The organism is Nocardia sp. NPDC060220 (assembly GCF_042727815.1).
Classification (GTDB): Bacteria; Actinomycetota; Actinomycetes; order Mycobacteriales; family Mycobacteriaceae; genus Nocardia.
Map to the genome: position 1 here is coordinate 1 of NZ_JBHWZY010001129.1, position 1825 is coordinate 1825.

Below are 1825 nucleotides of genomic sequence, written 5' to 3' on the forward strand. Positions count from 1 at the left end.
GGGTACAGCATCTGGTATTCGTACTCCTCGGTCTTGCGCTGTGCCGACTGCACACCCACCCCGGCCGCGGTGATCACGGCCGGGTCGTGCGAGGCGATCATCGGATAGCCCGCGCCCGCGGTGAGCACGCCGAGGCACCGCATGTACGACGCGTCGACCTCGGCCTTGTCGCGGAAGGCGACCGATTCGGGTTCGTCATAGGCGCCCTTGCACAGCCTGATTCGCGAGCCCGGGCCCGCCATCGCGCGGCAGTCGTCCTCGGTGCGGCGCAGATACGCCTGCAGCACCGTGCCCAGCCACGGGTAGTCGGCGCGGAGTTCGCGCACGATCGACAGCGTCGAATCTGTGGTGGTGTGGTCTTCGGCGTCGACGGTGACCCAGATTCCCGCGGCCTCGGCGGCGGCGCAGATCTGGCGGGCGTGCTCGCGGGCGATGGCGTGACCGCCGCTCGGCACGGCCTGCCCGAGCGCGGACAGCTTCACCGAAACCTCCAGTGGCCGAACAGCTCCCGTGGCCACCTCGGACTGGGGGAGTGCGCCGAGCGCGGCGATCAAGGTCCGGTACTGCGCGACGGTCGCCTCGGCGCCCCCTAGGTCGGTGGTGTCCTCGCCCAGGTAGTCGATGCTGACGAAGCGTCCTGAGCGCAACAGTGATTCGGTGGCCCGCACCGCCTCCTCGGTGCTGGTGCCCGCGACGAAGCGGGCCACCACCGCCCGGCTGATCGGCAGTCGAGTGATGGTGCGCTCCAGTCGGGGTGAACGCGCGGCGGCGAGCATGGTCGAACGCAGCAGAGCAGACATCAGCCGACCTCCGGTGCCTGGTGAGGGTAGCGATGCTCGGTGGGCGCAACGAAGGTTTCCTTGATCGTGCGCGCGGAGGTCCAGCGCAGCAGGTTCTGCGGGGAACCGGCCTTGTCGTTGGTGCCGGACGCGCGTCCACCGCCGAAGGGCTGCTGGCCCACGACCGCCCCGGACGGTTTGTCGTTGATGTAGAAGTTGCCCGCGGCGAAGGTGAGCCGGTCGGTCGCCGCGGTGATCGCGGTGCGGTCCTGTGCGATGACCGAGCCGGTGAGCCCGTAGGGGCTGCCGCTGTCGACGAGGTCCATCGCGTCGGCGAAGGCTGTCGGGGTGCTGTCGTCGTAGACGTGCACCGCCAGGATCGGGCCGAAGTACTCGGTGCCGAAGACCTCGTCGGTGGGATCGTCACCGACCACGATCGTCGGGTCGACGAACCAGCCGACACTGTCATCGCTGTGTCCGCCCGCCACCACGGTCAGGCCCGGTGTGGCCTTGGCGCGCTCGAGCGCGGCGGTGTTGCGGTCGAAGGCGTGTCGATCGATCAGTGCCCCACCGAAATTGGTGAAATCGGTGACATCGCCGTAGCGCAGGTTCGATGTCCGTTCGATCAGGTCTTCCGACATCGTCGCCCATACCGAACGCGGGATGAAGGCTCGCGAAGCGGCCGAGCACTTCTGGCCCTGATAGTCGAACGCGCCGCGCAGCAGCGCGGTGGTGAGTACCGCCGGATCGGCCGACGGGTGTGCGAGCACGAAATCCTTGCCGCCGGTCTCCCCGACCAGCCGCGGATAGGTGCGGTAGCCGTCCAAACGCTGCGCCACCTCGCGCCACAGGTGCTGGAAGGTGGCCGTCGACCCGGTGAAGTGCACGCCTGCCAGTCGTGGGTCGGCCAGCACGACATCGGAGATCACCGGACCCGCCCCGTTGACCAGGTTGATCACTCCGGGCGGCAGTCCTGTACCTGCACCCGTCCCCGTCGGACCCGTTCCGCACACTGCTGAAGGCGCTGCGCGAACGCTGGCCGGAGA

Annotated in this window: 1 protein-coding gene and 1 pseudogene; both read right to left on the bottom strand. The window is 68.8% G+C overall.

The window, feature by feature from the left end; translation table 11 throughout:
• Window positions 1-800, bottom strand: an 800-nt coding sequence (locus tag ACFWF3_RS34440; RefSeq protein ID WP_379318216.1) for a proline dehydrogenase family protein, incomplete at its 3' end; no start/stop codon positions are given.
• Window positions 800-1753: pseudogene (locus tag ACFWF3_RS34445) on the bottom strand (aldehyde dehydrogenase family protein); the annotation flags it as partial. The gene ACFWF3_RS34440 and the pseudogene ACFWF3_RS34445, both read right to left, overlap by 1 nt.
• Window positions 1754-1825: the final 72 nt, after the last annotated feature.